This is a genomic window from Algoriphagus halophilus, assembly GCF_041729275.1.
GTDB classification, from domain to species: Bacteria; Bacteroidota; Bacteroidia; order Cytophagales; family Cyclobacteriaceae; genus Algoriphagus; species Algoriphagus halophilus_A.
This window is the reverse complement of sequence record NZ_CP146486.1, coordinates 2,213,276-2,229,154: the sequence shown is the minus strand read 5'-3', so window position 1 is coordinate 2,229,154 and position 15,879 is coordinate 2,213,276. Positions and strand designations below refer to the sequence as shown.

General features: G+C 39.0%; 16 protein-coding genes, 1 tRNA gene and 3 pseudogenes. 8 read left to right on the top strand and 12 right to left on the bottom strand.

All coding sequences use genetic code 11. From position 1 onward, the window contains the following. Nucleotides 1-71: 71 nt before the first annotated feature. The 6 genes and pseudogenes from V8V91_RS11925 to V8V91_RS11900 all read right to left on the bottom strand — a co-directional run bounded on the left by V8V91_RS11925 (nt 72) and on the right by V8V91_RS11900 (nt 2,484). Complete coding sequence (locus V8V91_RS11925; RefSeq protein ID WP_373400245.1) at nt 72-338, bottom strand: hypothetical protein; 267 nt, start codon at nt 336-338, stop codon at nt 72-74. Nucleotides 339-558: 220 nt separating this feature from the next. Then, nucleotides 559-795, bottom strand: coding sequence for a hypothetical protein (locus tag V8V91_RS11920; protein WP_373400244.1), 237 nt, complete (start codon nt 793-795; stop codon nt 559-561). Between the two features lie 26 nt (nt 796-821). Further along, nucleotides 822-1,247, bottom strand: coding sequence for a hypothetical protein (locus tag V8V91_RS11915; protein ID WP_373400242.1), 426 nt, complete (start codon nt 1,245-1,247; stop codon nt 822-824). Between the two features lie 185 nt (nt 1,248-1,432). Beyond that, nucleotides 1,433-1,506: transfer RNA gene (locus tag V8V91_RS11910), tRNA-Ala, on the bottom strand. Nucleotides 1,507-1,554: 48 nt separating this feature from the next. Continuing rightward, a complete protein-coding gene (recR, locus tag V8V91_RS11905; RefSeq protein ID WP_373400241.1) occupies nt 1,555-2,181 on the bottom strand; it encodes a recombination mediator RecR in 627 nt (208 codons plus the stop codon). 10 nt (nt 2,182-2,191) lie between these two features. Then, nucleotides 2,192-2,484 (bottom strand): annotated as a pseudogene (locus tag V8V91_RS11900) (ATP-dependent Clp protease adaptor ClpS). Between the two features lie 52 nt (nt 2,485-2,536). Between V8V91_RS11900 and V8V91_RS11895 the strand changes: the two are divergent. Beyond that, complete coding sequence (locus tag V8V91_RS11895) at nt 2,537-3,979, top strand: sodium:solute symporter (RefSeq protein WP_373400239.1); 1,443 nt, start codon at nt 2,537-2,539, stop codon at nt 3,977-3,979. On the opposite strand, the gene V8V91_RS11890 is transcribed toward V8V91_RS11895, so the two are convergent. Together V8V91_RS11890 and V8V91_RS11885 are read right to left on the bottom strand one after the other, a co-directional pair. Continuing rightward, the gene (locus V8V91_RS11890) at nt 3,980-4,318 is read right to left on the bottom strand and encodes an MGMT family protein (RefSeq protein ID WP_373400237.1); all 339 of its coding nucleotides are present in this window, start codon (nt 4,316-4,318) and stop codon (nt 3,980-3,982) included. Next, entirely contained in the window at nt 4,299-5,093 is a 795-nt protein-coding gene (locus V8V91_RS11885; RefSeq protein WP_373400235.1) for a mechanosensitive ion channel family protein, read from the bottom strand. The genes V8V91_RS11890 and V8V91_RS11885 overlap by 20 nt, the downstream gene beginning before the upstream one ends. A 157-nt stretch (nt 5,094-5,250) precedes the next feature. On the opposite strand from V8V91_RS11885, the gene V8V91_RS11880 reads away from it, so the two are divergent. From V8V91_RS11880 to V8V91_RS11870, 3 genes are read left to right on the top strand one after another with little or no spacing between them, the layout of a single operon-like run. Further along, nucleotides 5,251-5,928, top strand: a complete 678-nt coding sequence (locus V8V91_RS11880; RefSeq protein ID WP_373400233.1) for an SDR family NAD(P)-dependent oxidoreductase — start codon at nt 5,251-5,253, stop codon at nt 5,926-5,928. An 11-nt stretch (nt 5,929-5,939) separates the two neighbouring features. Continuing rightward, nucleotides 5,940-6,401 (top strand): nuclear transport factor 2 family protein, encoded by a 462-nt coding sequence (locus V8V91_RS11875; RefSeq protein ID WP_373400232.1) that lies wholly within the window; start codon nt 5,940-5,942, stop codon nt 6,399-6,401. Continuing rightward, nucleotides 6,402-6,857 (top strand): hypothetical protein, encoded by a 456-nt coding sequence (locus tag V8V91_RS11870; RefSeq protein ID WP_373400230.1) that lies wholly within the window; start codon nt 6,402-6,404, stop codon nt 6,855-6,857. Here the strand turns inward: V8V91_RS11870 and V8V91_RS11865 are convergent. Next, nucleotides 6,854-7,270, bottom strand: coding sequence for an META domain-containing protein (locus V8V91_RS11865; protein ID WP_373400228.1), 417 nt, complete (start codon nt 7,268-7,270; stop codon nt 6,854-6,856). The genes V8V91_RS11870 and V8V91_RS11865 overlap by 4 nt on opposite strands. Nucleotides 7,271-7,685: 415 nt before the next feature. Between V8V91_RS11865 and thrA the strand changes: the two genes are divergently transcribed. The 3 genes and pseudogenes from thrA (at nt 7,686) to thrC (ending at nt 12,374) form a co-directional block, all read left to right on the top strand. Continuing rightward, nucleotides 7,686-10,136, top strand: coding sequence for a bifunctional aspartate kinase/homoserine dehydrogenase I (thrA, locus tag V8V91_RS11860; protein WP_373400227.1), 2,451 nt, complete (start codon nt 7,686-7,688; stop codon nt 10,134-10,136). Beyond that, nucleotides 10,136-11,069 (top strand): annotated as a pseudogene (locus V8V91_RS11855) (homoserine kinase). The gene thrA and the pseudogene V8V91_RS11855 overlap by 1 nt, the downstream one beginning before the upstream one ends. A gap of 6 nt (nt 11,070-11,075) precedes the next feature. Next, the gene (gene thrC / locus V8V91_RS11850; RefSeq protein ID WP_373400226.1) at nt 11,076-12,374 is read left to right on the top strand and encodes a threonine synthase; all 1,299 of its coding nucleotides are present in this window, start codon (nt 11,076-11,078) and stop codon (nt 12,372-12,374) included. A gap of 271 nt (nt 12,375-12,645) precedes the next feature. Here thrC and V8V91_RS11845 read toward each other — a convergent pair whose 3' ends face one another. The 3 genes and pseudogenes from V8V91_RS11845 to V8V91_RS11835 all read right to left on the bottom strand — a co-directional run bounded on the left by V8V91_RS11845 (nt 12,646) and on the right by V8V91_RS11835 (nt 15,176). Next, nucleotides 12,646-13,077 carry a ChbG/HpnK family deacetylase gene (locus V8V91_RS11845; protein WP_373400671.1) on the bottom strand — a complete coding sequence of 144 codons (432 nt, stop codon included), beginning with the start codon at nt 13,075-13,077 and terminating at the stop codon, nt 12,646-12,648. Continuing rightward, nucleotides 13,077-14,021: a glycosyltransferase gene (locus V8V91_RS11840; RefSeq protein ID WP_373400225.1), complete on the bottom strand. Its 945-nt coding sequence runs from the start codon at nt 14,019-14,021 to the stop codon at nt 13,077-13,079. The genes V8V91_RS11845 and V8V91_RS11840 overlap by 1 nt, the downstream gene beginning before the upstream one ends. Before the next feature lie 181 nt (nt 14,022-14,202). Further along, nucleotides 14,203-15,176: pseudogene (locus tag V8V91_RS11835) on the bottom strand (polyprenyl synthetase family protein). Between the two features lie 227 nt (nt 15,177-15,403). Here V8V91_RS11835 and V8V91_RS11830 point away from each other — a divergent pair. After that, a complete protein-coding gene (locus tag V8V91_RS11830; protein ID WP_373400224.1) occupies nt 15,404-15,817 on the top strand; it encodes a DUF4199 domain-containing protein in 414 nt (137 codons plus the stop codon). The last annotated feature ends 62 nt before the right edge of the window (nt 15,818-15,879 follow it).

Sequence of the window (15,879 nt, the reverse complement as noted above, 5' to 3'; positions counted from 1 at the left end):
TAAAGGTCATATGGAATCCAGCAAACCAAACCAATGGGTCAGGTTATTTTTCATTCACATGCTGGATTTCGTTAATCGAATTCGGACCAGTCTATTTCATCGGCAAAATTGGTGAATACTCCAAAACCAATAATAGCGATGACAATCATGACAGCTGCGAAAATAATAAGTTTCACAATTAGTTCGGCTTTCGCCCAATTTGCTTTGTCAGGATCCGTGTTACTATCCACAGCCCATACAATTAACATGATGAACCCAATTAATGGAAGCCTTTTAATGATCACTGAGATGATCCAGTCTCCAAGTGTGGTTTTTGGCTTTTTGAACTCAGGTGGCATTTCCATAAGATTAGTAGGTTAGATTAAAAGTCTTTGGTATCGAAAGTATATTCTTGCATCGCAATATTCTCAGGATTGTTTGGGTCCGTCTGAATAAACTGTACTGTAATCTGTCGATAATTTTCAGAGTTTTCAAAATCTCGCAGATAGATTTCTGCACAGTTTCTTGCAAGGACTTCGGGTTGATTGCCTAATTTTACAGGGTCTCCATTTTCCAGTTTTAAAAAATAGTGGATTCAGTGTGATCATCGACAGTCGAACTATTGAGTGCTACACTCATTCCTTTAAAATCCCCAATAGCACGTATTTCTTCTGAAGGCATAAATCCTTCCCCCATCATGCTTTCCATTCCTTTGAAGGCAAGTTTTGCAATGTTTTCAGGGTTGCAAGAACAAGATGAAAGAAATAGCCAAGAACATGCTAAAATCGAAAAAAGCGTGAAAATTGATTTTTTCATGAGAAAAGATTTAGAGCAAGATACAATTACTCATTTACCTTTTCAACAAGCAGTTGGATGTTATAGTCTTTTTCTTGGTAGGACTTTGTAGTGTTGGGGTAAGGGCTGACTTCTTTTAAAGAGAAGCGATAGTCCTTCACTTGCACTTCAGAAGGTATATTTCTAAAAGTTGGATAAGTACTTAATAAATAAGCTTCTTCTTTTCCTTCTAACTCAATAAGAACTTCCAATTCAGCAAGACCTTGCCAAATGCATACTACATTTTCAGGACAACGGGAGTCCTCAAGGATTTTTGAGAAAGTGATAGAAATAGGTGCTTCACAAAAAGTAATGGTTTCATGGAAGGCAATGTTTACTGGTTTTCCTAATTGAAAGTTCTCACAAGGAGATTCACTTTGACAGGAAGAAAAAATAAACAGGAAACAGATGGTTAGAAAGAAATGATTTTTCACAGGATTTTTCGATGCTTAAACTAACTACGTGTGAAGCAGTGGAATAGCTACTTTCGAAATGTATAAATTTTAAAGAGGGAAAAAATGAAATTTATTTGGACAACTCATTATGGCAAATCGATGTCCTAATTTTGATAAAAAAGGTTGAAACAAAAAAGCCTCACAATTCTGTGAAGCTTTGAAAGTGGAGAATACCGGATTCGAACCGGTGGCCTCTACACTGCCAGTGTAGCGCTCTAGCCAACTGAGCTAATCCCCCAAAAGGTTTGCAAATATAGAAAGGGCTTTTTACTGAACAAATAAATAATTACTCGGTGGAGTAATTAATTCTGGTCATAATACTTCTTCCCAAGGTTACCTCATCGGTATATTCGAGTTCACCCCCAACTGGGATACCTCTTGCGATGGTACTTACTTTAATTCCTTTTTCTATTAATCTTTTGGCCAAATAAAAGGAGGTTGTATCCCCTTCCATGGTAGCGCTAAGAGCTAAAATGATTTCCTGAATGGGTTCTTCCCCTTCTTTTTGAGATAAAGAAACTCGTTCCAATAGAGATTCAATAGTCAACTCTTCAGGACCAATTCCTTGAATTGGTGAAATGACTCCTCCTAAAACATGATAGGTTCCTTGAAACTGGTTGGTGTTTTCTATCGCTAAAACATCCCTGATGTCTTCTACTACACAGATGACTGTTTTGTCTCTGCGCATGCTGGCACATATCTGGCAGATTTCTCCGTCTGAGATGTTATGACATTTTTTACAATACTGAACTTCCTGCCTCATTCTTGTTAAAGCGAGCGTCAGGGCTTCAGTATGAACCTCATTTTGTTTTAATAAATGTAGGGCCAATCGTAACGCTGTCTTTTTCCCTATTCCAGGTAATCTGGAAATTTCTGTGACAGCATCTTCAATTAATTTGGAAGGGATATTCACTCAGTTTCGATTATACGATTGCAGCTTGGATTCCAGCGTCTAAAATAGCCTCGCACATCGGCTTAAGCTCTTCTACACTTCCTTTTTTACCGCACATTTTCCTTTGAAATGGATGATCAAAGTACATTGCTCGGCCTGCTCTGGGCTATGCTTGCAAACTTTTACCAGAATGTTAGCTACATGGTCGAATGTATTGACATCGTCGTTATAAACGATGAGATCCGAAGAGTCTAAATCTACCGCTTCCTCCAACAATACATCGGTCTCTTCCTCAAATTGATAAGTCATGTTCAATCGATTCATTTTGCAAAATTAATAATAATGGACAAATTAGCGGCTAATCCCAACCGCATTTATGAATTCACAGGTAGTTCTAATCGTTATTTCCTGCTATTTTTTACTGCTTTTTTTGATTTCCTGGTTTACTTCCCGCAAAATCACTGCTGATACCTTCTTTACGGGAGATCGACAATCTCCATGGTTTTTGGTTGCTTTTGGGATGATAGGCGCCTCACTCTCTGGAGTGACATTTATCTCTGTGCCAGGAGAGGTAGGTAATTCTAACTTCTTTTATTTCGAAGTTGTTTTGGGTTATACGCTTGGGTATTTCACGATTGCCAAGGTGCTCTTACCTCTTTATTATCGCTTAAATCTCGTATCAATATACTCATATTTAGAGGATAGGTTTGGTTTTTGGTCTTATAAAACGGGAGCTTTCTTCTTTATTCTTTCCAGGACAGTAGGCTCCTCTTTGCGGGTCTTTTTGGTTGCTTCTGTACTGCAATTGATTTTATTCGACTCTTTAGGAATCCCGTTTTGGGTTTCCGTATTGATTACCGTAGGATTAATTTGGCTGTACACCTTCCGAGGTGGAATCAAAACTGTTGTTTGGACGGATACCCTTCAGACATTTTTTATGCTGGCGGCAGTAGTGGTCAGTATTGTTTTGATTGGGAATGAGTTAGAACTATCAGGGATTTCCGAATATTTCAAAGTAATATCAGAAGATTCCCGCTCGACTATTTTCAATTGGAACTGGAAAGATGGTACCAATTTCTTCAAACAGTTTATTTCAGGAGCTTTCATAACCATTGTCATGACCGGGTTGGATCAGGATATGATGCAAAAGAATTTAACCTGTAAAAACATTGGAGATGCGCAAAAGAACATGTTTTGGTTTACTATCTGCTTGGTGATTGTGAACTTGCTATTCTTAGGGTTGGGAGTCATGCTATATCTCTTTGCGGAAACAAAAGGGATTACGTTGCCTGCAAGGACAGATGAATTATTTCCTTTGTTAGCTACTCAATATTTTACTCCATTTGCAGGAATTGTTTTCGTATTAGGAATTACGGCGGCGGCCTATTCCAGTGCCGATTCTACCTTAACAGCATTGACCACTTCATTTTGTGTGGACTTTCTTGAATTGGAGAAAAAGTATCCAAAAGAAAAACAGGTAAGGGTAAGACAGAAAGTACATATTATCTTCACATTTGTTATGTACTTCGTAATTCTTGCTTTCTATTGGATCAATGATCAAAGCGTCATTAATTCGGTGTTTGTGATAGCGGGTTATACCTATGGCCCTTTGTTGGGGCTCTATTCTTTTGGCTTATTTACTAAGATGCATGTGAATGATAAATGGGTGCCTTATATCGCAGTAGCTGCTCCTACTTTAACATATCTTATTGCGTCCAATTCAGAGAAATTACTCTGGGGATATAAGTTTGGTTTTGAAGCCCTGATACTAAATGGCTTGCTGATGTTTTTAGGCCTTTGGTGGGTCCGTAAAAAATGATCAGATTGAGAGTTCCTTTTCTGGATCCCAAAACACTTGGTCAAAATTCTTGATTTTGTCATTTTCAACGATCACTCCCTCTTTTTCTAAAGCTTCTTGCATGGCTGTTGGGGTAGAGAAATGGTGTTTACCTGTCAACATCCCTATCCTATTTACAACCCGGTGAGCAGGAACATCAGGTAATGAATGGGCTGCATTCATAGCGTACCCTACCATTCTTGCTCCACTTTTCAACCCTAAATAATGGGCTATGGTACCATAGCTGGTAGCTCTACCTTCTGGAATTTCCCGAACCACCTGGTAAACCAAATCAAAATAATTAGGCTTCTCGTTCTTCATGAAATAAATTTATAATCGCTTGATTAATCGTTTTTCTAACTTTTGATTCTACTTCCTTTTCTCCTGTTTTGATGGGGAATTGAAATCGGATAAGCTGGTAATCTGATTTCCTCTCCAAAACACTTAACTGTGCCCCTTTGAGGTAAATATAGTCGGAATAAAGCCCCAATTTGCCAATTAATCGCCGTTCAATCTCATCTAGAGGAAGGTCTGATTTTGTGGACACTTCAAAATCAAAAACCAGTTGATGCGCGTTATTTCTACTAAAGTTGACAATCTCTGAAGCCAAAACCATGGAATTCGGTACTATGATTGTTTCTCCAGTTTCATTTTTAAGGACTAGGTTGATTAATGTGATGTCTCTTATGAAGCCTGTGTTTTTCCCAATTTGGATTTTGTCTCCAATCTCCAACTGGTCCGAGAACATGATGATTAGGCCATTTGCAATATTGGTAATGTAATCCTTGGTGAGCACTGCGATGGCGGCCGCCACAATGGTTATGCTCGTTAAAAATTCCAAGGGTCGAATTCCTAAAGCGAGCATCAGTGAAATCAGTAAAATGATCACATTGAGGATCCAGGAGATTCTTCCGATTCCAATTACAAAGTTGGGTTGTACTTTTTCATCCTTGGTTTTTTTTAAGTAAAAACGTAAAGCTGCAAAGCGTCCAAGAGAAATGATCAAATTCCCGCTGAGCAAAAAAACACTCGCTCGAATCAGATTATTGATGGCTGGGTAATTATCCAGGAATGGACGTAATATTGTGTTACCCACGTAGATATAGTCAAGTGAGATAAGTAAAATAAGCTTCAAGACAAAATTCCGCCTTTTTACGTTCTCCTTACTTTGAATGCTTGTTTTTAGTTGATTCATGCCTTATTCTAAAAATTAAGGGTAATTTTAGGAATAATCGGACAGAGATTTTATAAGTATGAGCAGAAATATAATAATTACAGGCGCGAGCGGGAATCTAGGATCTGCAGTGGTCGAAAAATTTAAAAGGGAAGGTTACCATATCATTACTTTGACCTATCCTGGAAAAGATGAATTTATCGAAGAAGCTGACGATAGCTATGAGGTAGATGTCACTAATGAAGAAGAAGTACAGGCATTTGTAGCTGAATTTCAACTTCAGTATGGAGAATTGGATGCATTGGCTTTATTGGTAGGGGGATTTTCTATGGGAGGATTTGATAAAACCAGTCAGGAAGATATCCAGAAGATGTTTCAACTGAATTTTTTCTCAGCATTCCATCTGGTCAAAGGGTTTTTACCAATTATGAAAAAACAGCAGAAAGGTACGTTTTTGTTTGTTGGAGCTCGACCAGCTTTGGAGCTATCTTCTGCCCCAGATATGCTTGCCTATTCATTGAGCAAAAGACTAGTGATCACCCTTACGGAAATTCTTGGTGAGGAAATTAAAGATTCACCTATTCGTTCACACGTATTTGTTCCAAGCATCATTGATACCCCTGTGAATAGAGAGTCTATGCCTGATGCCGATTTTACAAAATGGGTACGTCCAGATGAAATTGCGGAAGCCATGCATTATGCAGTAAACACATCTGCTTTAAGAAATATGACCTTTAAGCTTTACGGTGAAGTTTAAAACTTGAATTCATGAAAACAAAGCTACTATTAAGTATTTGTCTGCTGATGTCTATCACATTTTTGTCAAAGGCACAATCGGATGAAGCAGCAGTGAAGGAAGTAATCATCTCTATGTTTGATGGAATGCGTACTAAAAATGCCGAGCAGATTATTTCGGCTTTTTCAGAAGATGCGATTATGCAGACTATCCAAAATAAACCGGAAGGTACTGTGATTGGAAGTAACACTGTAGCTGAATTTGCCAATAGTATAGGTTCAGTTCCGGCTGAAACCTATTTGGATGAAAGATTGACTGATTTCGTCATCAATGTAGATGCAAACATGGCCACGGCATGGACTCCCTATCAGTTTTATGTCAATGAGAAATTCAGCCACTGTGGAGTGAATTCTTTCCAGCTGGTCAAATTTGACGGGCAATGGAAGATCGTCTACATCATCGATACAAGGAGAAAAGAAGCCTGTGTTGAATAAATGAAGGGTTTTAAACATCAAGTTTTCCAGAAGGCGATTGACTTGCTGGAAGAAAGAAAATCCTTGTTGGCAAATGAGTTGTCTTCTCTTCAGTTAAGTATTAAAGAAGAAACTAAGAGTTCGGCCGGGGATAAATACGAAACAGGACGAGAAATGATGAGGCAAGAAATAGGGAAGGTTGAAAATCAATTCAAGCAGAATCAGCAATTGCTTCAAGAAATCCAATATTTACTAAATAATTCGAAGGATTCAGAGAAAATTACGGAAGGTTCCTTGTTGCAGTGGGGAGAGGATTTATTATTTGTATCCGCAAGTTTAGGCGAATTAGTGGTGGATGGGAAAAAGGTGTTTTTATTAAGTAAAAATTCTCCTTTGGGCCAAGTTTTAATGGGAAAGGCAAAAGGTCAAGAGGTGAGTTTCAGGGGAAAATCAAAAAGGATAAATGAGGTGTATTAATTTTGAGGAATAAACGTCATCAAATCACCTGCCGGCCCTTTTAATTTTAGTATGTTTTGATCCAACTCAAAGGAATTTACCATTCCCAAAGCCTGCAAATATTCATCTTCTTTCACATCAGGACAGGCTTTTCTGGTCATTGCTCCTGGATCTAGTTTTAAGTCTGAATTTTCCAAGCTATAGATTCCAGAAAAGTTATTACAGCCTGTAAATCCACTAAGTGTACCGGTTTCATTGAAATTCAAAGTGGGGGTACTTTCTGGAAACCACTCTGAAATCGCCGAATTTCCATTCAACTCCTGAAGTATCCACGTGACATTTCCTAACTGGCCCTTAGCAGTTTTTTGAATTGTTTTACATTCGACTAGGAGAAACACCAACAAAAAAATGGGGATTAGTTTAAAAGCCTTCATAAAATTTGTAATTATTTCTTGAACAATTTAAAAAATTTTCAGCCCAAATACTCTTTCGGCTTTGATTAATAAATCAGATAATACTTAGTGTGAAAAGCTCAATTTGATAGAATTTTTATCGATTTTTTAAATAAATAGTAACTTTTTTGAAAAACTCTAAGGGATTGTTTGGCATATCAAAAATTTGGCGTTAAGATTGTCGTGTCAATTCTTCGGATATGGTATTTGCAGCAAACACATCTTTAACAGACGACCTGTACATTTTACGTGGAGCAGTTGCGCGTACATCTTTTTTCATGTCTACAAGAATTTACACCACCATTACGGGGTAATCCCGTGTTTTAATAATTAGTACCCGCCCCTTTGGCCGTATATTGGCCCTCTTTAGTTCAAATAACTCATTACAAGATTCTTTATGAAAGTCATCAAGTTTGGTGGTTCATCCGTAGCGAACCCCGAAAACATCCAGAAAGTATTTTCCATTATTCAGGAAAAGCTCAAGAAACATGAAATAGCCATTGTTTTTTCTGCATTTGGTGGCGTCACGGAGAGTCTGTTGAAGATTTCCCAAATGGCTCGGGAAGGAGATCAAGCTTACAGGGATATGCTTCAAAGTTTAGAAGAGAAGCACTTGGATATGGTAAGACAGCTTATTTCTGTCCAAAATCAGTCCACCGTCATGACCTATGTGAAAGTTCGATTCAAAGAGCTGGAAGATTTGTTTCATGGTACCTTCTTGATCAAAGAAAATTCTCCTAGAACTTTGGATTATGTAGCCAGTTTTGGAGAGCGATTATCCGCTTTTATTTTATCAGAGTCATTGGCAGGTAAAGGGTTGAAAACTCAGTTTTTAGATGCCAGGGAAGTAATTAGAACCAATGATCGATTTGGTCAGGCAAAGGTTGATTTTGAAACTACCAACGCTTTGATTAGAAGTTATTTTGGTAAAAATGATGGAATAAAAGTAATCACTGGTTTTATCGCTTCTACCTCAAAAGGCGAGACTACTACCTTAGGAAGGTCTGGTTCAGATTATACTGCTTCTATTTTTGCAGGTGCTTTAGAAGCTGAAGATTTAGAAATATGGACTGATGTTTCAGGGGTATTGACCTCTGATCCCCGTTTGGTTTATACTGCGTTTACTGTTCCTCAATTGAGCTACAATGAGGCGATGGAACTTTCGCATTTTGGAGCAAAAGTAATATTCCCGGCTACCATGCAACCTGCCATGAAGCGGAATATTCCCATCTATATTAAAAATACCTTTGAGCCTGAAAATCCAGGTACCAAAATCAATAGCGAAGTAACCAAAGAGGCTTTGATCAAAGGTGTGAGCTCCATGTCCAATATTTCTATTGTGACAGTTCAGGGAGCAGGATTGATTGAGTCAGTTTCTGGAACTAGCAGAGTATTTAAAGCTTTGGCAGATGCAGAGGTAAATATCGTATTGATTTCACAAGCTTCTTCTGAACATAGTATCTGTCTAGCCATCAAAACTGACGAGGCCTATTTGGCAAAAGAGGCGGTGGAAAAGGAGTTTCACTATGAGATAAAGTCTGGTGAAATGGAAGAAGTCAACTTACTGCATGGTTTTTCTACGGTTGCAGTAGTAGGTGAAAATATGAAACATAACCCAGGCGCTTCAGGGAGAATGTTCCGTGCATTGGGTCGTAATAACATTAACGTAGCGGCTATTGCCCAGGGAAGTTCTGAATTGAATATCTCTGCGGTGATTCCTCAGGCGGATTTACAGAAAGCGTTGAACGCTTTACATGAGGCATTCTTCCTTTCTGAAAATAAGGTGCTGCACGTGTTCTTGATAGGAACAGGTCTGATCGGTCAAGCTTTGATCCGGATGATCGCTTCACAGCAGGAAAAGCTGCAGCAAGATAGCATGTTGGATATTCAGATCCATGGTCTTGCCAATAGCCGATACATGGCTTTTCATGAAGACGGTTTCGATCTCAAAAACCCACATCAATTGGGCTCAGGAGATCAAAAAATGAATTTGAATAAATTTATTGAGACCATGGAGCAGATGAACTTCTCCAACTCGGTCATGGTGGATTGTACCGCTTCTTTGGAAGTAGCAAACACCTATTCGAGGATTCTTGAAGCCAAAATCGGAATAGTCACTCCAAACAAGAAAGCCAATTCTGGTTCAATGGAACAATACCTGGCTTTGAAGAAAATCGCTAAAAAGCGTGGGGTGAAATTCCTCTATGAAACCAATGTGGCTGCAGGTTTACCGGTCATCAATACCCTTCAGGATTTAATGCTCTCAGGTGATCGTGTGATCAAAATTGAGGCGGTTTTAAGTGGTTCGATGAACTTCATTTTCTCTGAATTCGAAAAAGGAGCTTCTTTTTCTGAAGTAGTAAGAATAGCCAAAGACAAAGGATATACAGAGCCCGATCCAAGAGATGATTTAAGTGGTATGGATGTAGCACGTAAAATTTTGATCTTGGGTAGAGAAGCTGAGCAGACACTAGAATTTGATTCTGTTACTGTCGAAGGGATGGTGCCGGAGGATTGTGTGGAAACGGCCTCTGTAGATGAGTTCTTTGAAAAACTAAAAGGCCATGATTCACATTTTGAAAAAGTAAGAGAAGAAGCCAAAGAAAAGGGAGAAAAGCTTCGGTTTATGGCAACTTTGGAAAACGGATCAGCGAAAGTCGGCTTGAATTCATTGAAAGTAGAACACCCTTTTAGTAGCCTCCAAGGAAGTGATAATATGATTTTGCTGACCACTGAAAGATATCATGATTTCCCTATGATAATCAGAGGTCCTGGTGCAGGAGCAGATGTAACTGCTGCTGGAGTATTTGCGGATGTGATCAGAATAGGAAACTATACCCGGGAGTGATGAAATCTGTCAAAGCTTTTGCGCCAGCTACTGTTGCCAACGTGTCCTGTGGTTTTGATATCCTGGGATTTGCGATCGATGCCATGGGCGATTATGTAGAAGTTTCTCTTCGTGACAAGCCTGGGCTAAAAGTCATATCTATAGAGGAAGATGGAGGAAAACTCCCTTGGGAAGTTGAGAAAAACACTTGTGCTGTTGCCATACAAGCGATGCTGGATAGTTTTGGGAAGCAGGTAGGAATGGACATTTCTTTGCGAAAAGGACTTCCACTTGGCTCAGGAATGGGTTCCAGTGCTGCGAGTGCCGTTGCTGCATTAGTAGCAGCAAATAGGCTTTTGGGTGATCCATTTGAGAAAAAGGATCTCCTACCGTTTGCTATTGTCGCAGAAAAAGCAGCCTGTGGTGCCGGACATGCTGATAATGTTGCTCCTAGTTTACTTGGTGGTTTTGTGCTGATCAGAGATTATCATCCTTTAGATGTGATCAAACTTCCGGTTCCAGAAGGCTTGTATTGTACGTTGCTCCATCCCCATTTTCAGCTGAATACTTCAGATTCCAGAAGTGTCCTTCGGGATTCAATCCCTTTGAAGCACTCGACTATCCAGTCCGGGAATGTAGCGGGATTTATTGCGGGATTGTACCAGCAGGATTTTGGTCTGATTTCCAGATCGATGAGAGATGTGATTGCAGAACCTTACAGAGCTGTTTTGATTCCCGGGTTTTATGAGGTAAGAGAAGCCTTGAAAGCGGCAGGAGCTCTTGGTATGGGGATTTCCGGTTCCGGTCCCACATTTTGCATTATCTGAAGGAGCGGATAAATCCAAAGAAATGGCCAAAGCCGCAGAGGAAATCTATCAAGCAATAGGATTAGGTGTAGATGTCCATTTCTCTGCTATTAATACTGTGGGAGCCTATGTGCTCGAAGAAAAATAATAGTCTATGAAGTTTTACAGTACGAATAATCCTCAACACCAAGTGAGTTTGTCAGAAGCCGTCATCAAAGGGCTCGCTCCTGACCAAGGGTTGTATATGCCTGAAAGAATTCCTGTCCTTTCGAAGGAATTCATTGGAAAACTACATGAGAAGAGTTTTAAGGAAATCGGGTATGAAGTAATCAGCGCTATTTTTTCTGAGGATTTAACGGAAGACCAAATTCACTCTTTAGTGGATCATACCTTGACTTTTGATGCGCCAATAGTAGAGGTGGAAAAAGATGTTTATAGTCTGGAGCTTTTTCATGGTCCAACACTTGCCTTTAAGGATTTTGGAGCAAGGTTTTGTTCCAAATTAATGAGTTTGTTACTGGCAGATTCGGATAAACAAGTAAGAGTTTTGGTAGCGACTTCAGGTGATACTGGAAGTGCTGTTGCAAATGGATTTTTAGGTGTGGAAGGAGTGGAAGTGATTATTTTGTTTCCAAAAGGAAAGGTTAGCGAGCTTCAGGAAAAGCAATTCACCACTTTGGGGCAGAATATTACTGCCCTCGAAGTAGATGGGGTTTTTGATGACTGTCAACGCATGGTCAAAGAAGCATTTTTAGATCCAGATTTAAATGAAAATTTACTATTGACCTCAGCGAACTCCATCAATATTGCAAGATGGATTCCTCAGGCTTTGTATTATTTCTACGCCTTTTCTCGCATGCCAAAAAATGGCAAAAAAGTAGTATTCTCCGTCCCAAGTGGAAATTTTGGAAATATAGCTGCAGGGATTCTGGCTCAGCGCATGGGCTTGCCAATTGATCACTTTGTGGCTGCTACTAATGTCAATAAAGTAGTTCCTGATTATTTGAGAGGGGCTGAATTTAAAGCAATGGCTTCAATCCAAACTATCAGCAATAGCATGGATGTTGGGAATCCAAGTAATTTTCCAAGGCTATTGGCACTTTTCGGAGGAGACGAGAATCAGCTCAAAGAATATGTCAAAGGCTACTTCTATTCAGATCAAGAAACAGTAGCTGTGATGCAAGAAGTTTTCGATTCAGGCTATACCCTCGATCCCCATGGAGCAGTGGGGTATAAAGGACTAAAGGATTTTATAGGAGAAAATTCAGGTTACCAAGGGGTGTTTTTGGAAACTGCACATCCAGGTAAATTTCGTGAAACAGTGGAGAAGGCCTTAGACTTGAAGCTGACTTTGCCAGAGAGGCTTGCTGCTTTTATGGAAGGTGAGAAAAAAGTGAAGCCGATCCAAAATGACTTTGAGGAATTCAAAACCTATTTAAGGTTAAAGTATTAGAATTAAGAATTAAGGTTTCCATAATGAATCAACGAAATCTCCCTGCTTTTTAGAATTTCTTCAACAGGTTCATTTTTCCAAAATAAGTACTCTTCTTGCCTTTTTAGATAAGAGTCAGGGCGTGAATTTAAAGCTGGGTGGGTCATGAATTCGAGGGTCTTAGCCTTTCGAAAACTGCTTTGCAATGAGTCCTGAAAGGAAGGTCTTGATATTTCTTGACCGAATGAAAAATTGGAGATGATACCTTCAGGAGCAATAAATTCTTTGGCTTTTACAGGGTTGAAAAAAGTAAAAGATTGCAGAAGAACAGACCTGAATGTAGTATCTGCAGCAAATGGTTTGGAGTTTCTGATTTTTTTATCCCCAGTTTGATGAGTGCCCTTTGGATCATCCTACCCAGGACAGGATAGTGATGGGCATGTTGATGACTATCTGCATGGGTGATTTTGATCCCATTTCTTACTAAAAATTCTAATTGTGCTTTTGTTTCTAGAAACACTTCGTCAAATGTGATTTTACCCAAAATCGCATTTTTTATCAGTCCTTTTGCTCCTAAAAAAGTCCCATTGGCTTGAGTTAAATTAGGAATTTTGGATGGGTTACTGAGTGGGGCCCCATCTATTATATTGAGATGAATTCCTGTCCCTATATTTGGAATATTTTTTAATAATTCAAGGTCTTTTAATTTGACCAAATTCGCCATCACAGTTGTGCTGGAGATTTTTTATTTTCCAATAGTTCTAAAATTGCCTCTGTCGCCTCAGAGTCAAAGCCAAAATCATCTGCGTTGATAATTAATGCTTTATTCACGGTTTTGGAGTTTTCTTCCTGATGGAATAGGGGCTGATCTCCTTCCCTGAATAATTTATGAATACCGATTTCTGCCACTATCCCAAAACTGATCATTAGGATTCCGACCAGAATAAAGAATATGGAAAACAAAAACTCAGAAAGGTAGTCAGCGCTGAGGTTGAAACTGAGGAATAAAGAACCGAAAATGAAATAAATCACAGGTATCAGACCAGTGAGAAAAATCAGTAAACCAAAGAAACCAAACAATCTAAAGGGTTTGTTCATATAACTTACAGCAAATTTCAAAAAGACCAGGTCAATGATTACTGAAAAAAGCTTGGTCATTTTGTAGTTGCTTTTTCCGGCATGTCTCGAGCGGATAGAAATAGGGATTTCTGTTTGTCTTACACCCTTGGTGGCAAGAATCGCAGCTAAAAAACGGTGTGTATCTTTTAAAATGTTTGTATTCTCTAAAAGAAACCGACGATACACACGGAATGTTGCAGCATAGTATTGCATTTTAGCGTTGGTGATCTTAAAAATCAGGTAATGGGCTATGCTGGATAGCTTACTTTGGATAAACCCTTCAGGTCTGGATTCTTTTGATCCTCCTACCATGTCGTAGCCTTCATTTAATTTGGCGAGTAATTTTGGGATGTAAGCTGGATTATGTTGCAGATCTCCATCCATGAAGACAATGATGTCTCCAGTAGAATTCTCAAACCCACTTCTTAAAGCAATGGATTGGCCGAAATTTCCTCCCAGGTCAATCCCGGAGAACTTGTTATACCTCTGACAGATTTTCTCAATAGAATTCCAAGTTAGGTCAGCACTCCCGTCATTGACCAAAATCACTTCATAGTCGTTAGGAATCTGATCAAGAACTAAAAAACTTCCTCTGCTAAATGCGAAATGTTCTCTTCCTCATTGTAAAGAGGAATGATGACTGAAATTTTTTCTAATTCCATTTTGGAAATTAAGTTTAAAAGTACCCTGAGAATGAAAAAGCTCTATATTAAAGATAGTGCTGATATTATTATTTTTTCCTCTCTATAGTGAAGCTCACTAAATTGGAAAGAGATTTCTTGTATTCTGAATCAGGGAATGTACTGAGTATTTCCAGAGCTTCCTGATAAAAACGATTCATGACGCTTTTGGCATAGTCAAGTCCACCGCTCCTTTTTACATAGTCGATCACCTCATTCACTGCTTTTTTATCTTCGCTTTTATTTCGAATGAGACTGATGATTCTTCTTTTCTCAAGCCAGTCACTTTGATTCAATGCAAAAATCAATGGCAATGTCATTTTCTTTTCTTTGATGTCAATGCCGACAGGTTTCCCGATTTCATCCTCGCCGTAATCAAACAAATCATCTTTGATCTGGAATGCCATTCCTACTTTCTCTCCAAAATTCCTCATCCGATCTATGATCTCTGTGTCATTTTGATTGCTAGAAGCACCTACAGCGCAGCAGGATGCAATCAAACTGGCAGTTTTTTGGCGGATAATCTGATAATAAACCTCTTCGGTGATGTCAAGTTTCGGGCTTTGGCTATCTGGAGCAATTCTCCTTCGGACATTTCTTTGACCGTGTTGGAGACGATTTTTAACAAGTGAAAATCTTCATTGTCTACGCTCAAAAGCAAACCTCGGGAAAGAAGATAATCACCCACTAAAACGGCTATTTTATTCTTCCATAAGGCATTGACTGAGAAAAAGCCTCTTCGGTAATTGGCATCATCTACCACGTCATCATGAACTAGGGTAGCAGTGTGCAAAAGTTCAATCAAAGCAGCGCCCCGGTGGGTAGACTCATTGATGTTTCCTGTTACTCCGGCTGTTAGAAATACAAACATTGGGCGCATCTGTTTTCCTTTGCGCTTCACGATGTAATTCATGATATGGTCAAGAAGTTTGACCTTACTCTTCATAAGTCCTCGAAACTTCTGTTCGAATTCTGCCATTTCGGCTTCGATGGGAACTTGTATTTGCTTGAGGTCTGCTTTCATCCGGTAAATTGTGTCGTAAAATTAATACCCTTTCTTTCATGGACAAGGATTATGCTCAGCATAGGTCAAGATTCATGAAGATTGTATTACTTTTTCGACTTTTTTGTATTTTGTATTGATAGAACTACTGCTATAACTTCTCTTTATCCTATCTGTTATGAAAAACATAAGCATTGAAACTAAGTGGGCGATTATTTTCGTTCTCATGTCATTGGCCTGGATGGTCCTTGAAAAATCTTTGGGCTGGCATGATGAGCATATTGATCAGCACGCTGTATTCACGAACGAATTTTTTTGCGATCCCAGCCATCTTGGTATTTGTATTTGCTTTGCGTGATAAAAAGAAAAGTTATTACAGAGGAAATATTACCTATCTACAGGCATTCTTATCGGGCTTAATTATTTCCGTGATCATAATGGTGCTGACGCCTTTTGCGCAATACATCACCTTGGAATACATCACCCCTGATTACTTTACCAATGTCATCGAATACTCGGTAAGCTCAGGTGAGTTGACCCAACAGGAGGCCGAAGATTGGTTTAATCTTAAAAGTTATATTATTCAAGCTACCATAGGAGCCTTAATCATGGGGGTAATCACCTCAGCAATAGTGGCTATTTTTATAAAATCCAAGAAGTAGAGAGGAGATGATCAAGTAAGTGGGGTTGAAGCGAAAGGCTTTTGTTATCTTTGAAGCGTTTT

What these genes read in the sequence shown, in the direction of transcription:
- V8V91_RS11925 (WP_373400245.1), bottom strand. Translation starts at nt 338, where the DNA reads ATGCCACCTGAGTTCAAAAAGCCAAAAACCACACTTGGAGACTGGATC.
- V8V91_RS11920 (WP_373400244.1), bottom strand. Translation starts at nt 795, where the DNA reads ATGAAAAAATCAATTTTCACGCTTTTTTCGATTTTAGCATGTTCTTGG.
- V8V91_RS11895 (WP_373400239.1), top strand. Translation starts at nt 2,537, where the DNA reads ATGAATTCACAGGTAGTTCTAATCGTTATTTCCTGCTATTTTTTACTG.
- V8V91_RS11890 (WP_373400237.1), bottom strand. Translation starts at nt 4,318, where the DNA reads ATGAAGAACGAGAAGCCTAATTATTTTGATTTGGTTTACCAGGTGGTT.
- V8V91_RS11880 (WP_373400233.1), top strand. Translation starts at nt 5,251, where the DNA reads ATGAGCAGAAATATAATAATTACAGGCGCGAGCGGGAATCTAGGATCT.
- V8V91_RS11875 (WP_373400232.1), top strand. Translation starts at nt 5,940, where the DNA reads ATGAAAACAAAGCTACTATTAAGTATTTGTCTGCTGATGTCTATCACA.
- V8V91_RS11870 (WP_373400230.1), top strand. Translation starts at nt 6,402, where the DNA reads ATGAAGGGTTTTAAACATCAAGTTTTCCAGAAGGCGATTGACTTGCTG.
- V8V91_RS11865 (WP_373400228.1), bottom strand. Translation starts at nt 7,270, where the DNA reads ATGAAGGCTTTTAAACTAATCCCCATTTTTTTGTTGGTGTTTCTCCTA.
- thrA (WP_373400227.1), top strand. Translation starts at nt 7,686, where the DNA reads ATGAAAGTCATCAAGTTTGGTGGTTCATCCGTAGCGAACCCCGAAAAC.
- thrC (WP_373400226.1), top strand. Translation starts at nt 11,076, where the DNA reads ATGAAGTTTTACAGTACGAATAATCCTCAACACCAAGTGAGTTTGTCA.
- V8V91_RS11845 (WP_373400671.1), bottom strand. Translation starts at nt 13,077, where the DNA reads ATGGCGAATTTGGTCAAATTAAAAGACCTTGAATTATTAAAAAATATT.